Source organism: Natrinema pallidum (genome assembly GCF_005890195.1).
Taxonomy (GTDB): Archaea; Halobacteriota; Halobacteria; order Halobacteriales; family Natrialbaceae; genus Natrinema; species Natrinema pallidum.
Genome location: NZ_CP040637.1, coordinates 2010521 through 2035052, shown reverse-complemented (window position 1 = coordinate 2035052; position 24532 = coordinate 2010521). Strand labels below are relative to the sequence as shown.

Genomic DNA, 24532 nt, shown 5'->3' with positions numbered 1-24532 from the left:
GGTGGTTATATGATGTCTGTTGGAATTGTAATACCTGCCTTTCGACCAGATGTTGAGTTACTAATCTCCTATATCGAAGTACTTGAACGGGAACTGCAACCAGAAGAGATCCGTATCGAACTGGATGATCCTCAGTCAGAAGGTGTTATACGTCACCTTGAGGAGACGACTGCGACGGTCGCAACGTCTTCTGATCGACGAGGGAAAGGGGCAGCCATTACCGCGGGATTTGAGTCACTCTATACAGATATCCTCCTATTTCTTGATGCAGATGGCTCCACCCCGGTATCTTCTGTAGGTGCGGTCCTCCAACCAGTTCTGGATGGGGATACTGATGTTTCGGTTGGTTCCCGTCGTCATCCAAAAGCGACAGTAAACTCTCATCAGACAACAGTACGGCGGTTCTTAGGAAACGGATTTTCTTTCCTTGCTCGACGGTCACTGCCAACACAACTCTATGATTACCAGTGTGGTGCAAAGGCAATGACTGCTGAAGCGTGGGACCTGATCCGAGACCACCTCTATGAGGAAGATTTTGCGTGGGATCTTGAAATGTTAGCGATTGCTGGTGCACTGAATTTATCTATCACAGAGGTCCCCATCAGATGGGAAGATCGACCTGGTTCAACGGTTGATCCAGTGACAACAGTACTTGATTTCATACGTGCCCTTATTGCTGTGCGACATCGGGCAATGGCTATACAAGGCCACCGGATTCACGCTGCGCTGCCCCAGAGCCGCTCAGAGACTCTATTGAATGACGATTAACAGCTAATCAAATATATTTTCAAACAGATCTTGTAGAACGCACCGTTGAACTGTTGTCTGCTAAGGGTTCGAAGTAACACGTCATAGTTCGAGGAACATCCCCACGGTGACGTTGCTCTCGAGAGTGCCAGTCCCGCCCGTCGTTTTTATCTGAATGTCGACTCTCGAAGGATTAGCAGGTGCTCCATCGGTGATAGCTGTGGTTTTGAAAGAAGGGCCTGTTCCCGTCTTCGTCACTTCAGTTACTGTCTTCCCCTCAAAATCCACTGTTGCAGCTCGAGGTCGTCGCGATACCCCGGACGATCCCGCCGCCGAGATGGTACGCACCGAGTCGGCCATCGCCGAGTCGCCCGGTCTCGAAGTCGAACTCGACCGGGATGAACGACATAGACATCCGACTCACAGAGTTTTCCCGAGTGCTGGTCGTCTGGACAGGTGAGCTGTAGCTCTCCGCGACCCGCATGATCACGTGGACTTCGCTCAGTCGGTGCTCGGACAATCTCGAGGATCTTAATCGGGGCATGAGTTTGTTTCAAAACGGGTTGTTTGCTAAGCGTCGATACACCTACACAGACTTAGAACTATCCGAGCGGGTGGATCGTTCCGCCAGAGTCTTTGTATTCCAACTGTCCGTCGGTCGTGTCGTAGTAGAGCGAGTCTGCCGGGGCATTTGCGTCGTCGGTGTATTTTGGCATCCCTCGAAGGTCGCTCTCCTTGAGGTCGATACTCCCCTCTCCAACGGATAGAGTGTATGTACCGTCGATGAACCACTGCATGAACCCAACATCAAATCGTTGATCCATCTTGTGGCCGTTGTCAACGTCGTATATTTGTTTGATTCTGCCACCAGAATCGAGCCTGACAATGGCGTTATTACTGTTCTCAGTTGATGAGGTAAAGGTCTCATCCCATGCCGACACCTGATCAAACAGCACCGTCCGGCCTCCGCCAGTAATCTCCCACGGGGTTGAGGTTCCATACGTTCCCGGGTCCCATGTTAGTGCTCGTATGACGGTGTTCGCGCCAATCTCTTGGTGCATTAATTTGTTTGAGTCTGGTGTTGGTTGGAACGTTCCGCCGTAGACGTTCGCATTAATCTCTCCTGTACCAGAGCCATGATGATGGATTCCTGTCTCATAGTGGCGGTGCTTCCCCTCGAAGCGGTTGCCGTTGATGAACCCCGATCCGTTGTGATGTAGATCGTAGACGGTTCCGATCCCGTTCGTCTGGTGGGATGTGCTCACGAACACGACCCCAGAACCGTCGTCAGTGAGATAATGCAATGTCCCTTGGCCGACTGTGCCGACGGTTAAACCACCCTCAACGCGGGTCCGGCGCTCCATTTCGTAGCTACCGAAGTTGCCTGAATAGCGGAATACGGTCGATGTAAACGTGATGTTCGAGAGGGTATGTCTTGGATCTCTAACTGTGGCACCCCCCTCAACGTGGACAATATCAGTGTCCGTCTGCTTATCGACAAACGCACCGTTATAGTCGAGCGTTACCCCGGACTTGACAGACCACGGGAAGTCTCCGCCCCCGCCGTAATCGACGCCGGGGCGAAGTTTAACGATGCCGGGGTTGCCCGATGCTGCCACGTCGTCAATGGCCGACTGCACCTCGCCTACGCCGGGCATCGGGCCGTTTGGATTGATCTCTGCTTGCTCTACACTTGCTGATGTCGCATCTACCTGACCACTGATACTTGCCGACTGCCCCTCGATTGCTCCGGTACCAGTGATGTCATTACCGGCCGCGTCTACGGGAGCTCCCAATCCGATAGCCTCCTCCGATCGCACCGACAGCAGATCGGTGCGGACTTCGTCGGCGGTCAACACGCCGACCGTCGCGTCCGCCTCGTCGAGGTCCGCGGGGCCGATCTCGCGATCGAGCGTCTCGTCGACCCAGACGACCAAGAAGTCGTTCGACGGGAACGTCTCTCCATCACCGTCAGTGTAGTTGACGACGAACTCCGCATGATTTTCGCCGGTTTGAACGGTATCTCCTTCGGCGAACTCATACCGCAACTCTCCGTTCGTGGCATCGACGATCTCCGCTTCGGCGTTGACGAGAAGGTCGCCCGTTTCCTGGTTTTGGAGATAGATGCGGACGCTCGAGGCATCGGTGAGGTCGACGGGTTCGGGGTTGAGTCGGCCGCGCGTTGCTTGCCACTCGAGCGACGGGCGGTCGTCGCCGGCTTTGATCTCGAGGACTGGTTCGACTGTGTGATCGATGTTGTTTGTCATAAGTGCGTGAACTGAACAGCGGATTAGTTAGCGAGCTATTCGATGTCGATCGGGGCGGTCGCGACCGCAGCCTCCACGGCCGCCCGATCGGCGTAGGCCGATCGCGGCGCGATCCAGACGAGTTCGAGGGTGAGGTCGCGGTAGTCAGGCAACCCTCGAGAGTCGTCGGATCCCCCCACGATCACGCCCCAGAACGGGTCGATATCGCGGACCCCCTGCCCTGGGACGACGTCGACGATATGTGAGCTGACAGGGTCGTTCGGATTCGCCTCTTCTTGCACCCAGACCTCGCCAGTGTGGGTCTCGCCAGTCTGGACGGTGTGGACGTACTCGAGGTACTGACGGAGGTGGCGGTAGTACTGCCGCCCTGAGGCGGGCATCTCGTCGGTCTCGGTTTCGAACAGACAGCGTAACTCGACGGACCCCGTGGGCTGCGCTTCGATCGTGGTCGTTTCGACGCCGCCGTCGACGACCGCGCCGGCGATCGTCCAAGCTGTTGATTGTTGCATGGTCAGTTGTCACCACTCCGGAGGTCCTGCACATAGCGTGTCAGGCCGTCACGGACGCCGAAATCGATCGATCCTGAACCGTCCGCGCCGAAAGAGAACGTGACGGTCTCGGCGTTGACCAACCTCCCGCCGAATTCCTCGGGCTGGTAGGGGTATCCCGGGCGAATGTATTGCGGGACGATATCGATTGAGCCCGAGAACTGGTCACCTGCGACCCCGTCGCGGAGATACTCTCTCGTTAGTCGCCTCAACTCGTCTATGTCAGAGACAGTCGGTTCGGAGAATCCGCGCGGGATCTCGGCTTCTTCTTCGCTGATACCTGCTTCGTTTGCCACCCGCTGGATATCATCGATATCGTAGAGTTCAGTGCTGATCCCATCGCCTTGGACTCGAGCGATGTTGTAGTAGTCTCGCGTCTGCCGACTCGTCTGGACCGAGTCTTGGCCGTCAGTCGTCCAGTCTGCGGGCTGGACGAGGTCGGGATCCCCACGCCGGAACGCTTCGACGGTGAGGTCCTCGACCCGGTGGTCGACGACGAGACGGTAGCCCGCCCGATCGCAGAGGTCCTGCAGGTTTGCGAGCCAGGTGTTCTTCTTGAAGGCCTCCTCGCCGTCGATCAGTGCGAGATCATCGGTCGCGACCGTGAGACGGATGGACGAGCAGATTTGACCGGTGTCGCCATTTGTCGGCGTCGACGTCGGGTCGGAGGAATATCTTGAGAGGACGATCTCGGGGTGGATGCTCACTCCATAGATCTCCGCTGCGTCGAAGTCTGCGTTAATGACCTCCGAATTAGCCTCATTGACAAATTCACTCCCGTTGGGGCTCAGTCGGAGCGCCTGCCCGTTTGACGTGTCATCGATCGAGGTCTCGAGTGTCGAGTCCGAGACGTGCCAAATCCGTTCGTCAGGGCCGACTTTTACCGGGAACGAGGAGGGGTAGAGCTCCGGCCCAGGGAGTGTATAGTACATCGTGTCAACATCATCGGAGAATGTGTAGTCGAAGACTGCAGCAGGATGATCGTACCGGTCTCCGGTGTCGAATAGGGCCATGCAGTCTACCCGCACCGAGCCATTGTACCAGTCGACGGGATCGAGAGTGAACGTGGCCGTCGATCCGGCCTCCAGATCGTCGACCTCGAGCGTGAAGTTCCGACGCCCACCCCAGGAGATTTCGCGGTCGGCGTTCTGGCCATCTGGATAGGAGAGTTCATAGACTGTTGTGCCGTTGATTTTGGCCTCAATCGTCCCGCTGAATTGGTCCAATGCAAACCGGAGTCGGATATCGAGATCGTCGCCAGGGACGGTGTACTCCGGGACGAAATCGATCCCGAGGATATCGTCTGCGGATGTCATCTCAACCGCCTCGAAGTTACTGTAGTCCTCGCTGTAGTCGGGGACATCGACGATATCTCCAACAAGGTCATCCGCGTTCTCCGCTTCGCGGAACCAACAAGTCTGGGCCAACTGGACATCGTCGGAGCCGATGACGACCGGGTCGGTCTCGTCGTTGACAACGATATCTTCGATGTAGCTAAACTCCGTAGTATCGTATATCAGACTCTCATCGCTGATAGTCCGGATGTATGGCTCGTGGACGGTCGCGTTCGCGGGGGTCCGGTTGAGATAGTCCACGACTGCCTCCCACGCGGGCTGGTTTTGGTACGTGGCGATCGCAGTGTCCTCTTCCAACTCCTCGAGTTTGCCGCGGATGCGCAGGGTTGTGACGCCGCCACGGTCCTGCGCTTTTCGGAGCCTGCCGCGGAAGAAAATCTGGTCCTCGTAGTACAGTCTGACCGGTGAGAGACACAGCCGCTTGTAGACGTCCGATTTCGGCGCGACGCTGACCTTGATGTCCGAGACGGCCGTGTGCTCGAGGCTGGCTTGCCCGACTGCAGTCAGGCGCTCACCTGGGATGACATGCGGATCAGACGCCGATCCGATCTCAAGCCGGAAGGTCATGCGTCAGTCCTCCGTTCTCCAAGTCGATCGAGCTCGTCGCCACGCTGCTCGAGGACCATGTCGACCAGTTCAACCGTGCCGTCGGTCAGGGACGAGGCGTCGATCTTGGCGTTGCGGACTTCCAGTGGCCCGCCGAGGGCCGAGAGTTCGGTAAGGATCTGCTCGAGCAGTGATTCGACGCGATCGGACGACGCCCCACCGAGATCGAGCTCTCCTTTCTCGACCTCCGCAGTTTGGTCAGCGTTGAGGACGAGCTCGTCACCCTCCTCACCGCCACGAAAGATCCCGTCTCCAGTGATCTTCCCGCCAGTCGCAAGCTGCGGCAGGTCGAACGTCACGCCCTCGAAGACGGTCTGGCCGCCGACGGTCGTAGAGCCGAGCGGCCCCGCATCGATCTCCTTTTCTGGCAGTTTGACGGGCTCGACGCCGACTTCGGCCGGGATGATCGCATTCCACGAGTCGGACAGATAGTCGGCAGACATGTCGCCGATCTCGCCGCCGATATCGCCCATCCGTTCGCCGATGTCTTCGGCGGTCGGGAGCGCCTCCATGATCTGCTCGCGCTTGCTCCAGACGATCCCGGCCGGATGCCAATTGAAGAAGACATCCGTGGCAGCGTCCACAGCCTCGCTGACGATCTTCTTCGGGGACCACTCGGTTAGGATTTTGTCGACCGTGTCCATTGCGGAGGCGACGAAATCGGAGACTGTCCCGAATGCGTCGACGATGAACTCCTTCGCGGCCGCGGTCTTCCCCTGAATGCCACCGATATCGCGTTCCCAGATCACATATGCAGCCGTCGCAGCGGCGGCAAGGCCGAGGACGACGGCAGTGATCGGCGCGGCCGCAGCGGAGACAGCTGCGAACGACGGCGCGACCGCAGAGACGTTGATCGCCGAGAGGCCCATGAGACCGATTCCGGCTGCCTGTGTAACGGGCGCGAGTGCCGAGAGCGGCTCGAGGTAGTCGCTCGCGGCGAGCTTCGCGTCCTCGAGTGCCGCACGGAAGTCATCCTGAGCACTGAGCGACTCGTTGGCCGCCTCGGCGTGGTCTTCAGTCGTCCCTTCGGCGTCTTCGAGCGCCTCCTGTTGGGCCTCGAGTTCCTCGCTCGTCAGCCCGAGCGAGTCCATGAGTTCGTCTTGGTCGCCCTCGGCGTCGTTCGAGGCCTGCCGGAACTCTCGCATCGCTGTCCGGCTGTCCATGCCTTTGTCCTCGAGTGCAGCCATGATCGCCGCCGTGTCGTCGACGGACAGCCCCATCTCCTCGATTTCGGGGCCAGTCTTCCGGACCATCTTCGAGAAGTCCTCGACGTCCATCGTCGTGTTCCGAGCCACATGAGTGAACGTGTCCATGTGCTCCTCGAGGTCCGCGGTGTCCTCGCCCATCGCTTCCAGCGCCGGGCCAGCGTTTTGCGCGACGGCTTCGGCGGTCGTCCCGGTCGCGTCAGCGACCATGTCTGCAGCGCCGGCGACCTCGCGCATTTTCTCCTCGCTCTCGATGCCCTGCTGGGCGAGCGAGTCCATCGTCCCCTGGACATCCTCGAGTGGGAACGTCGCGTTCGACATGCTCGTCGCGAGGTCTTCGGCTTCGTCGCGCGTGAGCCCCATCGTGGTCGCCGTCCGTCCGAGACTCTCGCGTGTTGCTTGCGTGTCGTCGAGGACGCCTTGGGCAGCCGTCCCGACGCCGGCGAGAGCTCCGCCAGCAGCGACGCCAGCGGGTTCGACGTCCCACAGCGACTCGGACATGGTGTCGGCCGAGTCGCCGACGTCTTCGCTACTCGAGGCCGCATCCTCCGCTGGAGCGACGAACTCACTACTGTCGAGTTCAAGGATACCTCCGAGGTCGAAAGCTTCAGCCATTGTGCATCAAAATCCTTCCATCACGTCCTGAACGGACTCGTTACGTTCGTTCGCGCGCTTACACGCCTCGGCAAACCAGTTATTCCAGAAGACCTGGTCCTCTGCGGGAAGTTGCGCGAACTCCGTCGGGCCAGTTACGCCGATGTGCCCGTAGAGATCGCCGCGATTCTGGCCGTAGTCAGAGGTAGCGAACTCCGCTACCTCCGAGGATCGTTTCCCCCCAGCGCGATGTTTCGACAGAGTTGGATCGCGTCCATCGTCCCGACAGTGTTCGACCAGTGGTCGACGTCGTACTCCTCGTCGAGTGACCATTCCTCGAGGGTCGCCCACGCGTACTCGACCTGGTCGCGCAGACTCTTCCCAGACTGCTCCATCTCGTCGAACGTATCCAGCATCTCCATGCCAGCGCGACCAGAGGGCTTCCCGACGCGGATCGAATTGCCGTCGACGGTGAGCACGATCGAGCCGATCCGACGAGTCTGTGTCATCTCGTAGCCGAGGCTTCCCTCGGGCTCGTGCTTGGCGTCGGTGTCGAGCATTTGATCCGGCTCCGACGCAGTCTCGAGCTGCCGACGGGTTTCGTCGAGTGCCTGCAGTTCGGCGCTGGCCTGTTCCTGCTCAGACTGTAGCGCGTCAAGCGCCGCGTTCGATGCCGTGGGGTTCGAGACTGTTGCTGCCATGGATTAGGCCTCCGGAGTGTAGTCGATCCAGTAGCCACCTTCGACCCACCACGTCCACGAGACCTGCGGCGGCGTTGACGACGGGTCGACCTCCGGGCTGGTGAGCTCGAGATCGGCGAAGCGACTGAGCAGTTCGGAGTCGGCGACGACGTCGACCGTTGAGAAGTCCGGCTCGTAGTCGAAGTACGCCAGTTCGACATACTGGTCGTCGGCCTCGTTGATCTCCCGGGCGCTCTTGTCGAACGTGACCTTGCCGTCGGTGTCGACGATACCGACGAGTTCGAGGGTCTCGAGATCCGGCGCGAGTGCGGACGTTACCTCGAGGTCGATCGTGTGGTTCGTCCGGATGCGCTGGGTCGTGCGCTTGCTCCCGGGGTTGAAGTCGTCGTTGTCCTCGCTGATTGGTGTCGAGAGATCGTCTTTCGTGGCGAGTGCCAGAACGGTGCGTTCAGGGTCCGTCCCGCTTTCGTCGACGTGGATGACGGCGACGATGGACCCAGTAACTTTGGTGTTATTTGTTTCTGTTATGCTCATGATGTGTCAGTCGTGTGCTGATCCAGGATCGTTGCGTCCGAAGTCGTAGCGCCGAACTCCGGAGTAGCGAGGTCTGTTCGTGTCGGGAGAGATGCTACCTGTACCGCCGGACTGGCCGTTAGCGGTCCAGCCGTCGCGGTGCTGCGTGAGGGCGTCGTCGACGTCGCCGGCCAGCTGCTCGAGTTCGAGTGTGGTGTTGGACTCGACCCAGCTGTTTGAGGCCGAGATCTCGACCTCGACGATCATCGTCTTGTCCTCGCGGAGGTTGTCGCGGTCTGACGCACCGGGGATCACCGTGACGGCGATCGCCAACGCCGGCAGCTCCTCGGCCTGCCCGTACGTGACGACTTCGCCATCGGTGCCGAGGCGGTTCTGGATCGTGGAGTCGTTCTCGAGCCAGCCAACGATGTCGACGAGGAGGTCGTCCGCACGCTTTCGTGTCATACGCTAAACCCCGCGTTCTGTGCTGCTGTTTCAACCGCTGTCTCGACGCGGTCGACGATCCAGTCTTTCTCCTCCTCGAGGGCCGGGCGCAGATACGGTTGGGCGTCCATAACTGCGGTCCCGAACTCCTGGTAGGGTGCGTACTCGACGTTCGTGCCGACGACGACGCGAAGTCGGTGCTGGGCGAGTTGTTCGACGACGTGCTCGAGCGACGATTCCAGCCGCCCTTCATCAACCGGCGCGAGGCGCTGGGCCGTTCCGCGGATGCGGACGCCGATATCGGTAGCCGCCGACTTGAGTTCGGACTGGAGTTCATCGTTGAGGGCGTCGAACACTCCGACCAACTCGTCGGGGGCGAGGCCGTCCCACTCGAAAGTGACGTCCATGCTAAGATCCCCCGACGATATCCGCGTCGGCCAGCGGGTCGCTCTCCTGCAGTTCGGCGTCTACCGAGACGGCGGTGCCGCGCCGGTGGTCAACCGTCTCGTCGATGCCGGTCACTTCGTGCCATCCGGCGCTGAACTCCAGTCGATCACCCTCCTCGAGGGAGATAGCGCCGTCGAACGTTGCCGTAGCCGGTGTTCGAACCTCCTCGCCGGTATCCCCGCGGACGTACTCAGTCGACTCATCGTCGAACTGGCAAGGAACATCGCTGGCGACAGGAGCCCAGCCGTAGATCCGCTCTCCGATCTCGTTCTCGTCAACCTTCTCGCGCCGGTAGATGTCGACGCGGTCGGTCAGACCAGTCTCGAGGCGGTGGCGCATCTCAGATCACCATTGTGCCGCCGAAGTAGCTCGGCGGGCTGTACCCCCCGACATCGTCTGCAACTGCGGCGACGATCTCCTCGGGCGGCCGGTAACTCGCCGACTGCCCCGTCGGGAGCCCCTCGCTCTCGAGGCCGTCGGACTGGATCCGCTCAAGGCGCGACCGGACCAGTCGGACGAGGCCGTCGCGGACGTCGCCCGGAACTGCGTCGTAGCCGTAGGTCCACGTGACCTCGATCGGGCCGTCGGGCCAGCTGTAGATCGCCGCATCGTCGAGGAGTTCGACGTGCGTCTCGCGAACGCGAACGTCGGTCCCGACCTCGAGGGGATCGCCGTCAACGCCGATCGACGCGACGTCGACTACGGGGCGATCCGGGAGCGGGAGGTCGTCCCCGACGGTGTCCTCGTCGCCATAGAGCGTTGCGCTCGTTTCAGTCTGAACGAACAGCGTGCTGGCCATCTGCTCGATGCGGTCCGACTCCTCGTCGAGAAGCCGCTGGAGAAGGTTATCCCAGTCCGTGTTGCCGTCGGCATTTGTCTCGGTGTTGTCGACATCGAAGGCAGACGGCGAGAACGGTAGTTCGTCCTCGAGGTCGCCGACCGACAGGTAGCGTTCCGGATCACTGGGCATGGGTTACCCCTCGAGGGCGTCGATGATCGACTCCTTGCTTCGGAGATCGATCTCGTCGGCGATGCCTCGCCCTTCGGCGATCTCCTTCAGCTCGTCGTGGGTCTTGTCAGCGAGATCGCTACTCTCTCTGTCCGTCTCGTTCTCGTCGACGATCTCGATGTAGTCGTGGGTCTCGAGGAGTGCCTCGGCGCGTTCCGGCGTGACCTCGCGCGTGTCGCCACGCTCCCAAGTCTCGCCGTTGCCGCGCATCCGCGCCGGACCGTCCTCGGTCAGCCGCACGGTGACGTTCTCAGACATCAGAGATCACGCGCTTACGCGCTGACCTCTTCGATGCCCTCGATGCGGACGACCGCGTTCTCGTCCTCGATCTCGAAGTCGTCCTTGCCGACGATCTTGTACTTCGCGTAGAGGTCGTTGTCGAAGACCTCGTCGGACTCCTGCAGGACCTCAACGCGGACATCGTAGCGCAGCGCGTAGATGAGGTTCGACGGCGGCGTGAGCAGCGCCTGCCCTTCGGGGACCGTTGCCGTTCCGACGATGTCGTAGCCGAACGGGTTGACGTCCGCGTCGCCGAGCAGGACCTGCGCGCCGAGGCCGTCTTCCCGCCCGATGAGGTTGTTCGCGTACTCCTGTAGCTGCTTGGTGTTCACCATGAACACCGGATCCGCGCGCAGGTACTTCGAGTCGATCGTCTGGATAGCGCCGTGGAACAGCGAGTTGTTGATCGGCTGGGCAGTGCCGGTACCGTCGCCGGCGTCGTCGTGGTGATAGACCGGTGACCCCCGGTCCGTCGCGATCTGGATCCAGCCGTCGTTCTGGGCGACGAAGCCGGTGTCGGACTCGTCGCCGTTGAAGCCGAGGTCCTCCGTGTCGACGCCCCACTGCTGGGCCATCATCGAGAGGATAGTGTCCGCGAGGTTCTCGCGCTCGGGGTTCTCCTCGACGGTCTCCCGGGTGAGCGACCAGTAGATCGAGCCCTTCTCGCAGTCGATGTCGACGTAGTCGGTGTTGACGCCCGACTCGGTCTGGTCGGTGTTTTCGTCCTGGCCGGACCGCAGGCGCTCGCCGACGCCGATCTTCGGGATCCGCGTCTTCGAGCGTCCGACCGGGACCGCTCGGACCCGGTCGAGCGCCATGGCTTCGTCCTGGACCTCGGTGAAGAACTCGTCGAACATCTCGCGCGGCAGGGTGCCGCCGTCGCCGAGGTCGCCGGTCGTGATCTGCTTCAGTGCGTCGTCGGGAGTTGCGCTCATTCTTGTGTCACCTCAGATTACAGGCCGAGGATGTCGGCCTTGCTCGGTTCGTCGTCCTTTTCCTCGCCGCCCTCGAGCTGCTGGCTCTTGCCGCTGGCCTCCGCGAGGGTGTCGATCTTGTCCTCGAGATCCTCGATCTTGTCCTCGAGGTCGCTGGTGTCGTCCTTGTCAGGGTCGTCGTCCTTCTCCTCTGCGAGCGCGTCGATGCGCTTCTCGAGCGCGTCGATCTTCTCTTCGAGTTCGGTCTTGGTGTCGTCGCTCATGGTTTTCGTGTCGTCGTCCGGCGTCTCGCCGCCGGGGGCGTCCTTGTCAGTCGGTGCTGCCTTGCCGCTGTAGTCGGCGACATCGAAGTCGACCGTCGGATCGTCGGAGAACCGATTCGGCATGAAGTCGACGTCCGACTCCAGCGCGTCCTCGATCGCGTCGTGGGCCGCCATCAGGCGATCGCGGTTGTCCTTCGAGAGCGTTCGCGACTCCTTCTCGGCGCCACCGTCGGTGGCCGCCGTCTTCGAGTCGTCACCGCTGCCGGTGATGGAATTCCACATCGAACGACCCCAGCGCGTCAGCGTGGAGTCGCTGGGCTGTGGGGCGGCCTTCCCGTCGGTCTCCTCGAGGGCGCGCTGCAGGTAGTGCCAGAGGCGCTCGGCTTCGTCCTCGCCGGCGCCGCGGTCTTCCATCACGGCAACAAACTCGTTCTTGCCGCCGACCTGGTCGAGGATCGACTTCGTCCCGCCCGCCTTCGCCGCCACCATGACGGCGTCCGGCACTGCGGGGATGTCGACCGAGGAAACCTCGCCGACCTTGCCGTCGAGGATCTGCCAGACCGGCTCGTCCTGGGGGTAGTTATCGGCGACGTCGACCTTCTCGGGGAGGTCGTCCTGCGGCATCGACTCGGACCACTCGACTTCGGTCGCGCCGATCGAATAGCCCGAGAGGACGTCGTCCTGGACAAGGCCCCAGAGTTCGTCGTCTTCGAACTTCCAGCCCTGGACCCACGAGCCGGCGGGGAACTCCTTGCCGCCGATCTTCTGGCTCTCCTCGAGAACTCGGTTCTCGGCCAACGAGACGTGGTCCTCGGGGAATACGGCGTGCATCACGCCGGGGGAGGCCTCGCCGTCGGTCGACTGAAGCCGCTGCATGAACCCGTCGCTGAACTGCTCGATGAGGTCCGGCTCGAGCCAGTCGCCCTGGAGGTCGACCTTCTCGGGGACCATCACGCCGCCGATGGCGACGCGGCGGTCGTCGTCGAGCGCCTTGAACTCGACGCGCTTGTCGAACGTTTCGCCTTTCTGGACCGTCATGCGTCAGTCCTCCGCAGTGTCGTTGGCGGCGTCCGCGTCGGCATCCTGCTGCTTCCGGGCTCGATTGGTCGACAGGATACCGCGCTTCTCGCCGCGCTCTTTGTCGCTGTTTGAGTCTGTCATAGTCCGTCTCGCCCGGTCATCCTCGCACAGGGTAGTCGGGAGCTCCCTGGGTCATCGATGAAAAGTAGCGTCAGACGTTCAGCCGGCCGCCGGACTCGAGCTGTGCGAACTCGTCATCGGTGAGCTCGTCGCGGAATACTGGCACCGCGACGCACCGGCAGTTGACGAGTTCCTCGAGTGGGAGACTCGGGTCGCCGGGGTGGCGGGCCTCCGCGCCGCCGACCAGGAACGTGTTGCCGACCGCGACGATCTGGCCGTCGGCGTCGGCGTGGGAGTCACGTTGCCGGCCATCGAGCGACGCAACCCACTCCTCGGCGACGACGCCGTCCGCATCCTCGTGGGCCGTGTGCGATCCGGCGTTGCTCGAGGAGACCGTCGCCGTCCGTGCCGTTCGCCGGGCCTGCCAGTCTTGAAGGCGACCGTCGAACAGTTCGTCGTTAACGCGCTCGGTGAGCTCGTCGATCGAGAGACCCTCTTCGTGCGCCGCACGGATGTAGCGGGCCGTGTCCTCGGTCAGCGTGTCGAGCGTTTCGGACGTCGCCGTCTCGGCCCAGTCCGAGAACTCCTCGAGCGTCCGCTCTGGGACGAGGTCGAACGCGATGTCCAGCTGGTGACGACGGGCAGCGATCTGTCGGCCGACCTCGAGGCCGCGTTCGGTACCGGCCTGCATGACGACTTGGACATCGTCGGTGTAGTTGCCCGCGATGCGGCGCACCTCCGTTCGGATCGAGCTGATCGACGACGGATCGACATCGCCGGCTTCGATCGCGTCGACGAGGTCCTGGCGGATCGGATCGATCGCATCCGTGTAGTCGCCGAAGAACTCGCGGACAGCCCGCTCGGCTTCCGGCGGCAGGTCCTTCGTCAGAAGTCGGCGGCCGGCCGTGTGGTGCGCCTGGCACATGGTCAGTCGTCACCCGGTGTGGTCTGGATCCGCGACTCGGTGCGGACGTCTTCGAGAAGATCGTCGCGGACTTCGTCCACGCGATCGTCGACGAGGTCCTCGATCGCCTGCCCGACACCGCCGCCGCCCATCGGACCACCCATGCCGCCGAGTTCGGCGAGCATCATGTTCCCGGCCGCGCCCCCGAGTGGCTCGAGGCCGAGTTCCTCGCGGACCTCGTCGACGAGCATCGTCCCCTGTGACGCCTGCGCTCGCGTCCGGACGACCTCGGCATCGGTCAGCCGGGTGTCCACGCCCTTGGCCCTGAACTGGACCGTGTAGTCCGTGACGCCGAGGGCGTCGTGGATCGTCTCGTAGAGCAGTTCGGCGAGCGCCTCCTGCTTCGGCTGGATCGTCGTTTCGAGGTAGGACTTCCGCTGGGCTTCGGCGTCCGTCGAGAAGGCGCCAGACTCGATGGTCCCCGCCTCGATCGGCGGGACCTCGTGGGCCTTGAGGATCTCGTGTTCGTTGTGGCTGTGGTAGTCCAGGAACGAGGCGTCTTCCTCCATCCCGACGGTCAGCGGCTCGACTCGGATCCGGACTTGGTCGCTGTCACTGTTCGGATCGGCGAACTGGCCCGCCTTCTCCTCGAGGAGTTCGTTCACCTCGAGGATCGCCGTCCGATGGTTCTCCTCCTGGAGCTTGTCGTGGAACAGCTTGCGGATGTCCTTCCGCGACTCCTCCGAGAGCGTGCCGCCCTCGACGATGATCGCCAGCTTCGGGACGGCGCTGTTGTCAAAGTACTCGATGTTGAACGCCCGCGCCTCCTGGTCACCCTCGATGTTCGGAATCGCCGGGACGATGTCGGGCGTCCCGTAGTGTTCGACGAACGGCGTGTGGTTGCGCTTCCAGATGATCTCGTTCGCGACGTCGCCGTCGACGCCCGAGCCGTAGTTGCCCGAGTTCGCGTCGACGAAAGTGCGGTCGTCGCCGTACCGGTCACCGAACGAACCGAAGTACTGCAGGTCGCCGTCGACCTCCTGAACGAAGCCGGGTGCGTCCTTGCGCTTCCGGATCGTCGGCGCCGGGATGTACGCGAGGCCAGTCGGCTCGCCGGCCATGTTCGTCAACGTCTCGATCGAGAGCCAGCCGATGAACTCGTAGTCGGCCCACGCCATCTCGAGGACGTCCGCTGGCGTCGCGAGCTCGGACTCCATCGGCCCGACCTGCCACGTCGAATCGCCCTCAAACCAGAACTCCTTGGCGTCCTCCTTCTGGGACTCATCGGGGTCCTCGACCTCCGGGTGCGGCACGATCTCGAGGCCGAAGCCGGCGACGTTGCGAGCCTTCGAGAACCCACACTTGGCGTGGGTCGTGTTCAGCTCGATGAGCTTCGCCAGTTGCTTCGGTGGGTACGGCGGTTTGATCGCGCCGCCGCGAGCCTGCCCGAACTTCTCGGACTGCTGCTGTTGGCTCTCCTCGGCTTTCGCCGCGGTCGCCTTGTTCATCATCTCGGTATAGGCGCCGCCGAGGTCGCTGGTCATCGAGTCGTCGGGTGTATCGTCTGACATGGTTAGATGCTGTAGGCTCCGCGGTCAGTGTCGTCCTCTTCTCGCCGATCGTGCGCCTCTCGCTGGCTCGCCGCCGCCGCGATCTCGTCCAGCTTCGACGCCGCCAGCGCGAACGAGTCGACGCTGTCGTCGTACCCGTTCTCGGGTGCATGATACCGGGTGTATCCGGTGTCGGTGACGTCCTCCTGGAGCTGCCGAAGCTCGAGATGGAGCTGGTCGAGCGCCTCGATGTCGGGAACGGTGAGGTCGCCCGTCTCGACGAGCGTGGCCAACGTCTCGATGAGTTGCTTCTTCGTCTTCGGGGAGAACGAGACCGGCTCGAGCCGAACGCCGGCGCCGGCGAGATCGGAGACGATCTTGTTGTCCCGGGAAGCGTCCGGGAGGACAACCCCGCCGTAGTCGCTGTACACGCCGCGGATGTGATCCTCGATGCCGTCCCACGACTCGTTCTGCCCACGATGGTAGTACGCCAGCTCGCCGGCAGCGTCGACAGCGATCGTCACCCGGTAGTCTCGAGAGCGGGCGAAGTCAGCGCCGATCGCGACCGGACGGGTCACGGCGCCGGGATCACGCCGGACCTCGCCGACGAACTCGCCACTCGGGTCATACTCCTGGGCGACGTCGACGTCGTAGTCGCCGGTGAACAGCTGGTCGTCGAGCTCGCGGAACACCTGCCCGCCGTCGTCCGGGAGCTCAGCGAGGTACTCGCGCTCGAAGAGGTGCGGCGGGACGGTACCGCGCTTGTCCTCGGGGATCTCGGCGAGGAACGGGTTGTCGGCGGACGTCGCGTGCCACGAGGCGTACTCGGGGAAGTCGGCTGACTGGCCGTAGTCGTAGAAGCGGTGGAACCAGGACCGCGGTCGGTACGGCTTCGAGATGAACAGCGCACAGCCCCTCGAGTCGAGCAGCATCGGCTCGAGGTCACCGTACCAGATCCCCTCGCGCATCTGGTCCGCCTCGTCGAGGACGATCCGGTCGACGCCCTCACCCTGCAGACTCTTCGGTCGGTCGAAGGTCCGGAACTCGATTCGAACGCCGTTGATGAGCTCGATGAAGTACGGCTTCGACTCACCGTAGTCGGCGATCCACGCGTCCGGGATCCCGCTCTTGATCTTGTCGTAGCCATGCTTGTTGGCCTGGTCGTACGTCGGGCCGACCCACCAGACGAGGACCTTCCGGGGATCGTCGGGGCCCCACTGCGATTCCCACGGCTGGCGACCGTACTCGATGACGTCGATCGCGCCGGTGACGTTCTTCCCGGCCCGCCGTCCCCAGCGGCAGATCCGGAAGCGGGCGTCCGACTCGAGGACCTCCCGCTGCTTCTCGTGGACGGAGTACTGCGGTGCCGGCGTGAGGATCTCCGTCTGCGGGGATTCGCTACTCGTCGCCATCGTCGCCCTCCGTGTCCTCTGGTGCGTAGGTCACGAACTCGGCGGTGACATCGTGGGACCCGTCGACATCGGCGTCGACGTCGGCGTCCATGTCGACCTCGCGCTTCTCGGTCTTCGAGTAGCCGAACCCGCGCTCGAGGATCCAGTCGTCGTCGACGTTCTCGAGGCGCTCGACGACACCCCGACCTCGCGCGCGTTGCCAGTCCAAATAGAACTCCGCAAGGTCGGTCTCCTTACCGTCCTCGAGGTCTTCCTCGCCCCAGTTGAGCCAGTTCCGGAGTGTTTGTTCCGTGATGCCGGCGTACTGGGCGCAGTGCTCTTTGAACGCGCCAGTCTCTGCAGCGCCGATGAGCTTCTCGCGCCGGCCCTCGTCGAACTTCCGAAGGGCACGATCGTCGTCGACGTGGTCGACGCACGGACCGGAGTCACGGTCGGTACCCCAACCCGCTGGGCGCTGGCACGGCTGTCCGGAGCCTGTGTCAGTCGAGCCGCAGCGGTCATCGTCGGTCATGGGTTAGTCTTCGCGATCGTCGTCTCGAGACTGGGCCTGGCCACCGTCGGTCGAGATCGGAACGGCGGCCTCGAGTGCCCGCTTCACTTCGAAGTCCCACATCTTCCCGAGGATGGTAAACGCGATCGCGGTCGTCCCGATGCTGATCTCGTAGCGCGGCGGATCCGCGTTAGTGAACATCGGCCCGAGGACGATCGCCGCCCAGACAACGAACAGGGCGAGCGTTCCGATCGTCCGTTCAAGGGTTTCGTCGTCGGGCATCAGCGTTCTCCCCAGGCAAATGAGTTCGATCTTCGCGCGATACAGCAGGTCGTCTCGTGGTGATTCGACAGACATGGCATTTCTCATCGGAGCTTCTCGAGGGCAACCGCGGCCAGGACGAGGCCGGCGAACCACCAGGGCTCGCGACGGATCGTCCGGCGTGCGATCGGTGACCAGACCAGCGCCAGTCCGTGTGCGGCTCCGAGGAGTCCCGCGTGGGCCTCGTTGTACGTGATCGATCCGAGCAGCGGGAGTCGGACCAGCGTCTGATCGCCGGCTCGGAGTCGCTCCTCGAGGGCAGCTGGCTGAGTCATCGTGTTGAAAAGACATCCGTGCCGGGAATCGAACCCGGCCCGCGCTTGAGTGGTGTGTCAGGGTTGAAACGGAGCGCGGCCCGCCTGCAGGACGGACACGTTCGAAAGGGGGTGCGCCGGATCTCGTGGTGAGCGAGAAGCCATCCCGGCCAGGTCCAGCGCGAGTCGGGACGGCCCGTGGTCGAGCGGTAGTCGCGGGATGGTGCCCGTCCCGAAACGAGGTGTGTCAGCGGGAGCGGTGAAGGGGAGCCCTCAGTCCGACGGGGTAGGGACGACGTCGGACATCATCGGGGCTGGATCGAAGCGCGTCCCGTCGTGATCGTAGTACCGTCGGCATCGACGACGATCTCCGAGCGCGGTTCGCCCCACGTCGGCGTCCACCGGACTTCGTCGACGACGCCCTCGAGGCGACGGCCGGCGAAGCGGACCTCCACCGGGAGACCAGGACTGATGGACTGGACGGTCATGGAACGACCTCGAGTTCGGTCGGTTTGACGCCCCCTCCGATGTCGTCACCGAACGCACGGTTGTAGACCGTCGCGACGCGTTCGCAGATCTCGCCGCCGACGAATCGACCGTCGCCGTAGCAGTCGTTGACGCACTTCGGGAGCGAACCTCGCAGCGCGTCGTACCACTGCAGTTGCCCACCGCAGTTCGGGCAGACCTGATCAGCGTGGGCATGCATCCAGTCAGTGGGCTCGTCTTCCCGATCGAGGCGCTCGGCCAGGGCGAACCAAACCCACTCGTCGCGGGTCGTGTCTTGGCCGTCGGCGTCAGTCTTGAGCTTCCGGAGGTGGATGGCGACGCGCCGGTAGAGCTTCTCGACGCGGCCCTCGTCGATCCACCGCGTTCCGAAGTGCCGTTCGTGACACTCCCGGAAGCGGCTCATCAGCGCGATCTTGCTCGAGCACCGTGAGCCGGTGGTGAGGATGTACGAGTCGTCGCCGTACGCCTGATCGTTCTCGGGATAGCGGAGTTCGCGCCCGGTATCGGTGACGATCGTGTCCTCTGAGAGCGACGCACCGGACTCTGGACAGAAAGCGTGTGTGCCGTGCATGAGAAGATACCCTCCGCTGGCGGCCCCCGGATCATCCGCCCCGATGGCGTCACCAGTTTGGGCTTGGTATCAGATATAGAGACAGTGACGCTTAAGAGACGATATTGTCACGAATATCGTGACTTCTCACTTCGTTATCGAATAGAGTGACTGGCGAGCGTCGGCCGGGTTCGGTCGAGAGTCAATCAACCCTTCCTCGTCGAGGCGATCGAGTGCGTAGCGGAGTGTTCGTTGGTGGAGGCGTGTTTCCTTGCGAAGTTCCTGCTGGGTGAGTTTGCCTTCCGACTCGAGCACCCAGAGGGCAAGCTTCGCGCTCGGCGGCAGGCTTTCGATCGTGTCGTCGTGGTCGGTGAGTGTGGTCATAGTATGTCTTCGAAGTCGATCGCGACGACGCCGGTGGGATCGAGGATCGTCATGTCCAGGCGGACGGCGTCAGATCGGCAGATGAACGCTTCGGGGGTGCCACCGCGAGTCGTGACCGAGACCATCTCGTTGAACGGACGGAACTCCTCGTGGCCGGACGGGGTCGTCGGGCCCGTGGTCTCGACCCAGCCTCGAGAGATTTCGCGGGCCATCTCGAGGGCAATCACGAGACAGCCATCGCTGGGCTCGTTGTCCAGCTGCTCGAAGTGGTCGCGTGCCTCCAGGAGCGTCTCGATCGAGGTCGGACCGTCGACGGTCTCGACGTCGTCGTGCTCGAGGGCGTTCTGCCAGAGTTCGACGGTGTCTTCGAAGACGCTCATCGGTCTGACCCCCCCCTCGGCTCGCATAGAGTTTTCAGACTGTGAGACTGGATGATCAGTGTCCGTGTGTAGTGTGCGGGTGTTTCCGCTGCGTTTCACCGTGATAGAATGGTTCGTCCGGCGGTCCACAGTCACGATAACATCGCGAAGGCACGGGCCGCGCTGGAGGAGGATCGTCTCCTCGCGCTCGAAAGCGTCCACCGACGACATCCCCCACGAGTTCCAGCCGAACGTGATGACGCGACCGTTCGGCCGGACGAGCTTCGCGAACTCGCTGAACGCCTCGAGAACGCCGTCAGCGCGCAGCCCGTCGTATTTGTCGTCCGCTTGGTGGTCGTCAAACGGCGGGTCGAAAACGACCGTATGGAACTCTCCGGGGACGAAGTGGTCCGCTATCTCGCACACGTCGACGTGGAGATCGGCGTCTCGGTCTGGGTTGAGATCGTTCCGAACGACCTCGCCGTCGTGTTCGAGGTGCGTCTTGCCCGCGCAGGCGTTGAGAACGCGACCCTCGAGTCGGTCTTCAACGAACTCGCGTGCCGGTGTGTATTCGAAGGTCCATCGTCCGAGGGTTCGGTGCGATCCGTCGCGATCGCGACCGCCGTTCGGCACGATCTCGTCGATACCCTCGAATCGTTCCATACCGCTCGAGGATGTACCGCCGTCAGTTGCGACACGGCGTCCATCAGACGACAGCCCGACGTCTTCGGGGCCGTGCTCAGCAGCCAAGTGGCTCGCAAACCGCCCGTAATCCTCCCCCAGGACTGCATCGCAGTGTGGAATCGGACAGGCAACCATCCTGAGCCATTCGCCCTCGTGAGCCCCACTGTCCACGGAGACGAGACAGTGATCGCTGTCGCTATCACTCATCGTCCTCACCTCGGAGGTCGCCGACGCGCTGGTTCGCGATCTTGAGACAGAGCGCCCCGTTGCGAGTCGTTCTCTCGGAACGATCGTGGTACTCCCTGATCCTGTCCTCGAGCGCGTCGGCATCATCGGTGCCGAGATAGGTCCGCTTGTGGTCGCCCGACTCGTCGACGTAGCGGAAGAGATCCCCGCGGGATGTGGCCGCCGCGATCGCCGACCGGACCCGTGAGGAGTGTTCTTCGGGATAGATCAACGAGACGCTCGAGACGACCGGCGCTTCGTGGATCAGCGGGGGCTGGACGCCGCCCGTGTTGTGTGCGACGTAGTCGACCACGCTCTCGTAGATCTCCCTCGAGGTGGCTTCGGTTTGGGACATGATCACGCCCTCCCGAGGTAGCGGATATGGTCGGTCTGTGGCTCGATCGCGACGCCATCCTCAAGCATCGAGTCCATGTCCGAGTGAAGCCGATCGGCGTTCCACCGGTCGTCGTCCTCGGTCATGGCCTCGATCACGCGCTCGCGGGGAACGCCGTTACCGTACTCGCCCTCGAGTTCGTTGATCGTCGACGCGAGGAGTTTCCGCCGCTTCTTCTGACTCTTCGACTGGCCCGTCTCGACGATATCGGCGTCGTACTCGCCGTCCTCGTTTTTCCCGACATCCTGCATGGAGCGGCCGGCCATCTCGGTCGCGATCTCTGCGTGGCGCATGGTGATCGTCTCCGAGAGTTCGAACTTCGCGGCGGTCTCCGCGATCCGGACCAGTCCCTCGAGGTCGCGTAGGGTAACCGGGACTGGCGAGTTCTCGCTGACATCGTACAGCTTGCGGATCTCGAGGTAGCTCTCGCGTAGTTGCTCTTTGACAGCCTGACTCTCGAATGGCGGAACCGGCTGCTGCTTCGCGAGGGCGATCCACTTCCGGAAGATCTCGGGGTCGACGATCGACTCGGCAGTATCGTCCCCATCGTCGAGATCGTCCTTGTCGCGTTTCGCGACATCACGAACGTCGAGAACGTGATCGGCCAGTTGCCGATCGCCCTCCTCGTCGGGGACGTCTTGGACGGTGAAAATCAGGTCGAAGCGCGATAGCAGGTCAGACCGGAAGTCGAACTGTTCCGGAATGGGTTCGTACGGATCGAACCGGCCGTGCTTCGGGTTGCCCGCAGCGATCACCGAGGCCCGTGTCTCGAACGTCGCCTGCTCGCCGGCGATCGAGGCGTTGATCTTCTGCTTCGACATCGGCTCAAGCATGAACGACCGGACCTCGGAGTCCATGTCGTCGAGTTCGTCGATGCAGACCGTACCGCCGTTCGCTTTCACGAACGCGCCGGCCTCGAGCGACCAGTCACCGTCGCCGAAGTCGTCCTGTTCGGCGGAGACCGTCAGTCCGGGCCCGGTTGCTCGTCGACTTGTCACTCCGACAGTTCGCCAGCCGACATCTTCAGCGCGGTCGATGAGCTTCGACTTGCCGGTTCCGGGATCGCCGATCAGGAAGACGTTCAGCGTCGACCGGTCGGTGTCGCCGTCTTCGTACTGAATCTGGCCACCCGAAGTCATCGCGAGGACCAGCGCCTTTTTTTCGAGGTCATAACCGAAGACCTTCGTCGAGAGTGACTGACCGGCGATGTCGAGAGGATCACCCTCGGCACCGTTGGCGAGTTCCTGGATCCGTTTGCGTTCCTCCGAAGAGACATCGAGATCCTGCTGATCAGTCTGCTCGATCTCGATGTGGTGGCCCTCGAGATAGGGGTCGAACTTTGGCTGCTTCTTCGAGCCCTCGGTTTCCTGCTCGAAGTGGATGATTCCCGAGACGACGACTCGGTCGCTGACGGTGACGTCGCCGGCGATATCGTCCTCGACGAACGCGTCGATCTTCTGGCCAGTGCCGTCGGCGAGTTCCGGTGGTACCTTGATCCGGAGCTTCTGGGCGTCGACGAACTCCGACTGATCGAAGTTCACCTTGAACGGCCCCTGTCGCTCGCAGCCCTTGCACTCGTGGGGTTCCTGAAAATCGCCCTCGGACTGAGGAACCCGGTTGAGGGTGCTGCAGAGCTGGCACTCGAACGCGGCCTCCTCGATCTTCGGGTAGACATCGGAGGTCTTTGTGATCTCTCCGCGGATCCCCCGGTAGTCTCCGAGGTGTTTCGAGGGGGAGAACTCGCCGGGGTAGAAGGTGTACTCCTCCGGGAGGTTGTAGATGCGTGCGTGGGCCTGCACGAGGCTCACGTCGATCGGGAGATCGTACAGCCGCAGCGCCTCTTCGAAGTACCGCTGCATCTGTTTGGGCTGCTCGAGGACATCGTCGGCCAGTTCGGGGTCGAACCGGTAGATGTCATCGTAGTCGATCTCGAGCGAGCGCTGTTCACTGGGATACTTCTGGGCGAGCTCCTTGATCTGGGTTCGGCCGGAGTCTCGATCGTCGTAGTACGCTCGGAGGAAGTCTCCGAGGGTATCGACGAGGTCTTTGCTCGATTCTGCCTTCGGCTGAGATTGTGACATTGGATCGGTCGCGGTCTTTTTCCTGAGAACAAAACCGAATCAGCCGTTTTCGACCGACAACGACGGCGTCGGACGGCGTCGGATTCGGCGGACCCTCAGGTAGTCGACAGTTGCTTACACACTACACTACAACCGTACTTACACCGAATCCAAAGGAGGTGGTACTCCTCGCTGGAAAATACCCATCTTCAGTTCACCCCCTCTGAGGCGGTTTTGTTCTCGGGAAAAAACGCCGCTCCGCGTTTTGCCTCGGCGGCGTCGACGAGGAGCTTCTTGCTCCCGTCCTGTTTACCGACATCGAAGCCACGGGCCTCCGCGGCCTTCCGCATCAGCTTGTAGCAGTGCTTCGCGCCGGGCTCGCCGTCGAAGACACTCCACATGACGTCGTTGTAGTCGAGCGCGGCCTTTCCGTGGCCGCCAGTAGCACGACGGAAGGCGTGTTCGCGAACCTTCCCGATTTTCTCGTTGAGCGTCAGCCCATCGTACGGGCGTTCGTCGTCGATCTCCGAGAGCCGCAACTCGAGAGCGGTGACATCGTCGACGAGATCGTCGCGATCCTCCTGGAGGTCCTCGATTTCGTCCTCGAGGCCGTTCACCTTCGAGAGCGCACGCTGGGCGACCTGGAGGGCTTCCTCCGGACGGACGTCCGGCTCGTTAGACATGGCCGATCACCACGTAGCCGCCGGTACAGTCGTCACAGACGACGATATCTCCGTGTTTGGGGTGGCGGATCACGACCTCGGCCGGATCGTTGCAGCCGAGCGCTCCACAGAACGGGCCGAACCCGTCGTCGGTCTGGGCGCTCATGCACCGACACCTCGGGTACCTGATACAGTGCATGCACAGTGCACCGAGAAAAGTGCACCACTGAAACCGGTAGAAACGGCGTTATAGGGCACTATACCCGCCGGAATAGTGAGCTTATCTCTATCCATAGCACAGATACTGCGCAGCTACTAGGGCTAGAGTTAGAGATAATTGAAGATAACAGGCATACAGATAGAGATAGAAATGAGACGACGTTGGTACCAAAGATCAAGATACAGGAGATGGTCGAGCGGCCGGTAAACGATAGTCGCTCGTCACTCGCGGTCCCAGCCTCTACTGCCCGCTGAGGTGATTCATCCACCAATCCGATCAGATCGATCTCGCCTTCGAGTGCTGGAGGTCGAACGCGTTTGAGGAACGGGTACCACGCAACTGTCGCGGTCATCGTCCCTGTCGGGTTGGCTACTGTGCGTCGAAGCGTCGATTTCCCGACCGGTGGTGGTAGCTCTCCAGTACTCGAGTCGACCTGTCGCTCCGTCGGATGGGGCGACGATCCGTCGACGCGGCTGACATGCTACCAGCCCCGGCCCAGTTCT

At 62.3% G+C, this 24532-nt stretch carries 28 protein-coding genes; 1 reads left to right on the top strand and 27 read right to left on the bottom strand.

Annotated elements, in window-relative coordinates:
* The first annotated feature begins 9 nt into the window (after window positions 1-9).
* Window positions 10-768 (top strand): glycosyltransferase, encoded by a 759-nt coding sequence (locus FGF80_RS10130; protein WP_138653767.1) that lies wholly within the window; start codon window positions 10-12, stop codon window positions 766-768.
* Window positions 769-1349: 581 nt separating this feature from the next.
* On the opposite strand, the gene FGF80_RS10125 is transcribed toward FGF80_RS10130, so the two are convergent.
* The 27 genes from FGF80_RS10125 to FGF80_RS19150 form a co-directional block, all read right to left on the bottom strand.
* Window positions 1350-3014 carry a BppU family phage baseplate upper protein gene (locus tag FGF80_RS10125; RefSeq protein ID WP_138653765.1) on the bottom strand — a complete coding sequence of 555 codons (1665 nt, stop codon included), beginning with the start codon at window positions 3012-3014 and terminating at the stop codon, window positions 1350-1352.
* Between the two features lie 35 nt (window positions 3015-3049).
* The gene (locus tag FGF80_RS10120; protein WP_138653763.1) at window positions 3050-3523 is read right to left on the bottom strand and encodes a hypothetical protein; all 474 of its coding nucleotides are present in this window, start codon (window positions 3521-3523) and stop codon (window positions 3050-3052) included.
* Window positions 3524-3525: 2 nt separating this feature from the next.
* Window positions 3526-5157 (bottom strand): hypothetical protein, encoded by a 1632-nt coding sequence (locus tag FGF80_RS10115; protein ID WP_138653761.1) that lies wholly within the window; start codon window positions 5155-5157, stop codon window positions 3526-3528.
* A 323-nt stretch (window positions 5158-5480) separates the two neighbouring features.
* Window positions 5481-7343: a phage tail tape measure protein gene (locus tag FGF80_RS10110; protein WP_138653759.1), complete on the bottom strand. Its 1863-nt coding sequence runs from the start codon at window positions 7341-7343 to the stop codon at window positions 5481-5483.
* A gap of 197 nt (window positions 7344-7540) precedes the next feature.
* Entirely contained in the window at window positions 7541-8023 is a 483-nt protein-coding gene (locus FGF80_RS10105; protein WP_138653757.1) for a hypothetical protein, read from the bottom strand.
* 3 nt (window positions 8024-8026) lie between these two features.
* Complete coding sequence (locus FGF80_RS10100) at window positions 8027-8557, bottom strand: hypothetical protein (RefSeq protein WP_138653755.1); 531 nt, start codon at window positions 8555-8557, stop codon at window positions 8027-8029.
* A 6-nt stretch (window positions 8558-8563) separates the two neighbouring features.
* Window positions 8564-9001 carry a hypothetical protein gene (locus FGF80_RS10095; RefSeq protein ID WP_138653753.1) on the bottom strand — a complete coding sequence of 146 codons (438 nt, stop codon included), beginning with the start codon at window positions 8999-9001 and terminating at the stop codon, window positions 8564-8566.
* Window positions 8998-9387 (bottom strand): HK97-gp10 family putative phage morphogenesis protein, encoded by a 390-nt coding sequence (locus tag FGF80_RS10090; protein WP_138653751.1) that lies wholly within the window; start codon window positions 9385-9387, stop codon window positions 8998-9000. Before FGF80_RS10090 ends, FGF80_RS10095 begins: the two co-directional genes overlap by 4 nt.
* A 1-nt stretch (window position 9388) precedes the next feature.
* Window positions 9389-9766 carry a hypothetical protein gene (locus FGF80_RS10085; RefSeq protein WP_138653749.1) on the bottom strand — a complete coding sequence of 126 codons (378 nt, stop codon included), beginning with the start codon at window positions 9764-9766 and terminating at the stop codon, window positions 9389-9391.
* A gap of 1 nt (window position 9767) precedes the next feature.
* Complete coding sequence (locus tag FGF80_RS10080; protein WP_138653747.1) at window positions 9768-10397, bottom strand: DUF1302 domain-containing protein; 630 nt, start codon at window positions 10395-10397, stop codon at window positions 9768-9770.
* Window positions 10398-10400: 3 nt separating this feature from the next.
* Window positions 10401-10694, bottom strand: a complete 294-nt coding sequence (locus FGF80_RS10075) for a hypothetical protein (RefSeq protein WP_138653745.1) — start codon at window positions 10692-10694, stop codon at window positions 10401-10403.
* A gap of 14 nt (window positions 10695-10708) precedes the next feature.
* A complete protein-coding gene (locus tag FGF80_RS10070) occupies window positions 10709-11650 on the bottom strand; it encodes a phage major capsid protein (protein WP_138653743.1) in 942 nt (313 codons plus the stop codon).
* Between the two features lie 17 nt (window positions 11651-11667).
* Window positions 11668-12951 (bottom strand): XkdF-like putative serine protease domain-containing protein, encoded by a 1284-nt coding sequence (locus FGF80_RS10065; protein ID WP_138653741.1) that lies wholly within the window; start codon window positions 12949-12951, stop codon window positions 11668-11670.
* A 193-nt stretch (window positions 12952-13144) separates the two neighbouring features.
* The gene (locus tag FGF80_RS10060; RefSeq protein WP_138653739.1) at window positions 13145-13978 is read right to left on the bottom strand and encodes a phage minor head protein; all 834 of its coding nucleotides are present in this window, start codon (window positions 13976-13978) and stop codon (window positions 13145-13147) included.
* Between the two features lie 2 nt (window positions 13979-13980).
* On the bottom strand, window positions 13981-15528 hold the full coding sequence (locus FGF80_RS10055; RefSeq protein WP_138653737.1) for a phage portal protein: 1548 nt from the start codon (window positions 15526-15528) through the stop codon (window positions 13981-13983).
* Between the two features lie 2 nt (window positions 15529-15530).
* The gene (locus FGF80_RS10050; protein ID WP_138653735.1) at window positions 15531-16919 is read right to left on the bottom strand and encodes a phage terminase large subunit; all 1389 of its coding nucleotides are present in this window, start codon (window positions 16917-16919) and stop codon (window positions 15531-15533) included.
* A complete protein-coding gene (locus tag FGF80_RS10045) occupies window positions 16906-17430 on the bottom strand; it encodes a hypothetical protein (protein ID WP_138653733.1) in 525 nt (174 codons plus the stop codon). Before FGF80_RS10045 ends, FGF80_RS10050 begins: the two co-directional genes overlap by 14 nt.
* Before the next feature lie 3 nt (window positions 17431-17433).
* Complete coding sequence (locus tag FGF80_RS10040) at window positions 17434-17766, bottom strand: hypothetical protein (RefSeq protein WP_138653731.1); 333 nt, start codon at window positions 17764-17766, stop codon at window positions 17434-17436.
* An 8-nt stretch (window positions 17767-17774) separates the two neighbouring features.
* Complete coding sequence (locus FGF80_RS10035) at window positions 17775-18005, bottom strand: hypothetical protein (protein ID WP_138653729.1); 231 nt, start codon at window positions 18003-18005, stop codon at window positions 17775-17777.
* Window positions 18006-18289: 284 nt separating this feature from the next.
* Window positions 18290-18472, bottom strand: coding sequence for a hypothetical protein (locus FGF80_RS10030; protein ID WP_138653727.1), 183 nt, complete (start codon window positions 18470-18472; stop codon window positions 18290-18292).
* Window positions 18469-19062, bottom strand: coding sequence for a hypothetical protein (locus tag FGF80_RS10025; protein WP_138653725.1), 594 nt, complete (start codon window positions 19060-19062; stop codon window positions 18469-18471). The genes FGF80_RS10030 and FGF80_RS10025 overlap by 4 nt, the downstream gene beginning before the upstream one ends.
* 126 nt (window positions 19063-19188) lie before the next feature.
* Window positions 19189-19425 (bottom strand): MarR family transcriptional regulator, encoded by a 237-nt coding sequence (locus FGF80_RS10020; protein WP_138653723.1) that lies wholly within the window; start codon window positions 19423-19425, stop codon window positions 19189-19191.
* Window positions 19422-20675 carry a hypothetical protein gene (locus FGF80_RS19585; RefSeq protein WP_238705272.1) on the bottom strand — a complete coding sequence of 418 codons (1254 nt, stop codon included), beginning with the start codon at window positions 20673-20675 and terminating at the stop codon, window positions 19422-19424. Before FGF80_RS19585 ends, FGF80_RS10020 begins: the two co-directional genes overlap by 4 nt.
* Complete coding sequence (locus FGF80_RS10010) at window positions 20668-21048, bottom strand: hypothetical protein (RefSeq protein WP_138653721.1); 381 nt, start codon at window positions 21046-21048, stop codon at window positions 20668-20670. Before FGF80_RS10010 ends, FGF80_RS19585 begins: the two co-directional genes overlap by 8 nt.
* Before the next feature lie 2 nt (window positions 21049-21050).
* A complete protein-coding gene (locus FGF80_RS10005) occupies window positions 21051-23168 on the bottom strand; it encodes a minichromosome maintenance protein MCM (RefSeq protein ID WP_138653719.1) in 2118 nt (705 codons plus the stop codon).
* A gap of 188 nt (window positions 23169-23356) precedes the next feature.
* Window positions 23357-23830 (bottom strand): hypothetical protein, encoded by a 474-nt coding sequence (locus FGF80_RS10000; protein WP_138653717.1) that lies wholly within the window; start codon window positions 23828-23830, stop codon window positions 23357-23359.
* Entirely contained in the window at window positions 23823-23975 is a 153-nt protein-coding gene (locus FGF80_RS19150) for a hypothetical protein (protein WP_175417013.1), read from the bottom strand. Before FGF80_RS19150 ends, FGF80_RS10000 begins: the two co-directional genes overlap by 8 nt.
* Between the last annotated feature and the right edge of the window lie 557 nt (window positions 23976-24532).